The organism is Streptomyces sp. E11-3 (assembly GCF_046540415.1).
In the GTDB taxonomy this organism is placed as follows: Bacteria; Actinomycetota; Actinomycetes; order Streptomycetales; family Streptomycetaceae; genus Streptomyces.
The window spans coordinates 1-2156 of the sequence record NZ_JAZGRL010000123.1 but is presented as its reverse complement, the minus strand read 5'-3'; the positions used below and the strand labels follow the sequence as shown (position 1 = coordinate 2156).

3 protein-coding genes are annotated in these 2156 nt (G+C 73.1%); all 3 read right to left on the bottom strand.

Annotation, left to right across the window (positions count from 1 at the left end):
* Nucleotides 1–129 precede the first annotated feature (129 nt).
* Nucleotides 130–1119 carry a hypothetical protein gene (locus U9R90_RS35735; RefSeq protein WP_411061625.1) on the bottom strand — a complete coding sequence of 330 codons (990 nt, stop codon included), beginning with the start codon at nt 1117–1119 and terminating at the stop codon, nt 130–132.
* Nucleotides 1120–1200: 81 nt separating this feature from the next.
* Nucleotides 1201–1383: a hypothetical protein gene (locus tag U9R90_RS35730; protein WP_411061624.1), complete on the bottom strand. Its 183-nt coding sequence runs from the start codon at nt 1381–1383 to the stop codon at nt 1201–1203.
* Nucleotides 1384–1393: 10 nt separating this feature from the next.
* A partial coding sequence (locus U9R90_RS35725; protein ID WP_411061622.1) for a polysaccharide deacetylase family protein occupies nt 1394–2156 on the bottom strand: 763 nt, incomplete at its 5' end.

Genomic DNA, 2156 nt, shown 5'->3' with positions numbered 1-2156 from the left:
GCGGAGGGGGTGTGGGTGTCGGCTGCGGGGACGGTTGCGGGGGCGGCGTCGGCCTTGGGTCGCCGCCGGAGCGTCGGCGGGCGCGGGCTGTGGTGAGCGATGTGCGTAGGCGCCGCAGGTACGGAGCGGTCATCGGGCTGCCGCGCCCGGACCGCTCGCGGGGGACTGGGCTGCGTCGGGTTCGGGTTCGGGTTCCTCGACCGTGAGGGCACCGCGTTCGGTCAGGGTGACCCCGCCCACTGAGATAACGACGTCCACGGTCTTTGGGTAGCCCGCGCCGAGCTCGGGAACCTCGAACGCGTACGCCAGCCGGTCCCCGTTGCGCGGCAGGCGCCTCGGTTGCGCGTCGAGATCCTTCCCGCCCACGGTCACGAAGGCGTTCGCGTCGGGCGCGTTGAAGTAGGCGCCGCTGAGCTCGATCAGGGCCTCGTTGCCAGGGCGTACGGTCGTGCTCCCGTCCGCGCTCACCCCGGTGATCCGCAGGGCGCAGGCCTGGCCGCCGCTGGAGGGGACGACGAGGCGCGTGGTCGCCTGAGGGTACGTGTCGTGGAAGCCGACCAGCTCGCGGAGGGTGCTGAGGGCGGCGCGGCCCTTGCAGGTGTCCGGCGTACGGCCTTTGACGATGGCGTAGTCCGCCGCCGCCGTGTCCCAGCTCCCGCCCTGCCCTTGTGCGGCCAGGCACGCCGCCATCAGGCCGCGCAGGACCCGCCATCTGTTGTCGAGCGCCTTGCCTCGGTCCTCGGCACGCTTCGCCTCCTGCTCGATCGGCACCCTGGCGGTCGCGCAGTCGTGCGGTGCCTGCAGGAGGTCGTAGACACTCTCCGGGTCGTGTGCCTGGTCCGTGTTCGGATCCCGGGGACCGATCGGCAGCCAGATCAGTTCCGGCGGTTTCCCGTTCTTGCCGCCGTTGCCGTTGGTGGACCCGGTCGAGCCGCTGGAACCCGTGGACCTCCCGGAGCCGTTGTCCGGTGGCGTCCATGTCGGCGTCTTTTTGTTCGTAGCGCCGTCCGTACCACCTTCCTGGCCGCCCTGCGCACCGCCCCCGCCGCCCGACCCGCAGGCGGCAGCGAGTAACACGGCGAGAGTCGCGGCCAGAACGCGCCAGGAGTCCGTACGCATGCTCCACCCCAGGGGCCGAGTGTCCCTACATGGTGGGCGCGCGACCGCGGGCGGGCAAGGGGCGTACGGGATCGATGGTCGTCACCCGGAGCAGGCTGTGCGCTGCGCCTCCTGCCACTCGCAGACGGGGCAGAGCGTCGCGCCCTTCGTCGACTCCGGGTACTCGGTCGGCTTCCGGCACAGCACGCACTCGGCGTACGGCTCCCCGTCGGCGGCCGGTGCCTCGCCGGGCGCCGACGGCGACGTACTCGCGCAGTAGTCCATGACCGCCAGCCTAGCCGCGCCCACCAGCCGCCCCGATCAGCTCCGACACCCGCACAAAGCGGTACCCGCGCTCGCGCAGTTCCGGCACCACCGTGCGCAGCGCCCGCTCGGTGGCCGGGGCGGCGCTGCGGGTGCAGTGCAGGACGACCACCGAACCCGGCCTGACCCCACGCAGCACCTCGCGGGCCACCGCGTCCGCGTCGGTGGCGAACGCGTCGCCGCCCACCACGTCCCACTGCACCGCGGTGACTCCGCTTCCGGCGATCGCGCGCAGTGCGGTGCGGTCGTAACACCCGCCGGGGAAGCGGAAGTACGGCACGGTACGGGACACACCTGCCGCGCGGAACGCGGTGGAGGCGCGATCCACGTCGGCGCGCATCCGCTCGGGTGCGACGGTCGGCAGGCCGTAGCAGTCGGCCGTGTAGGCGTGGTGGCTGTAGGAGTGGTTGGCGACCTCGAAGAGCGGGTCGGCGCCGATCGACCTGGCCTGGTCGGGGTACTCCTCGGCCCAGCGGCCGGTCATGAAGACGGTGGACGGGACCTTGAGGCGGCGCAGCGTGGCGATCAGCTCGGGGTTGTCGAAGCGCTCGCCGGACGCCGCGCGCGGGCCCTGGTCGGCGGTCATGTCGGCGTCGAAGGTGAGCGCCACGGTCTTGCCGCCGCCGCGCGGGCCGTGCTCGAACACGGGTGCCTGACCCGCGGGGCCGGGGGCGAGCGTCGGCGGCGGCAGGGCGGCTGAGGGTGAGGGTGAGGGTGAGGGTGAGGGTGAGGGG

Coding starts and splice junctions, on each gene's coding strand:
- U9R90_RS35735 (WP_411061625.1), bottom strand. CDS start 1,119: ATGCGTACGGACTCCTGGCGCGTTCTGGCCGCGACTCTCGCCGTGTTA.
- U9R90_RS35730 (WP_411061624.1), bottom strand. CDS start 1,383: ATGGACTACTGCGCGAGTACGTCGCCGTCGGCGCCCGGCGAGGCACCG.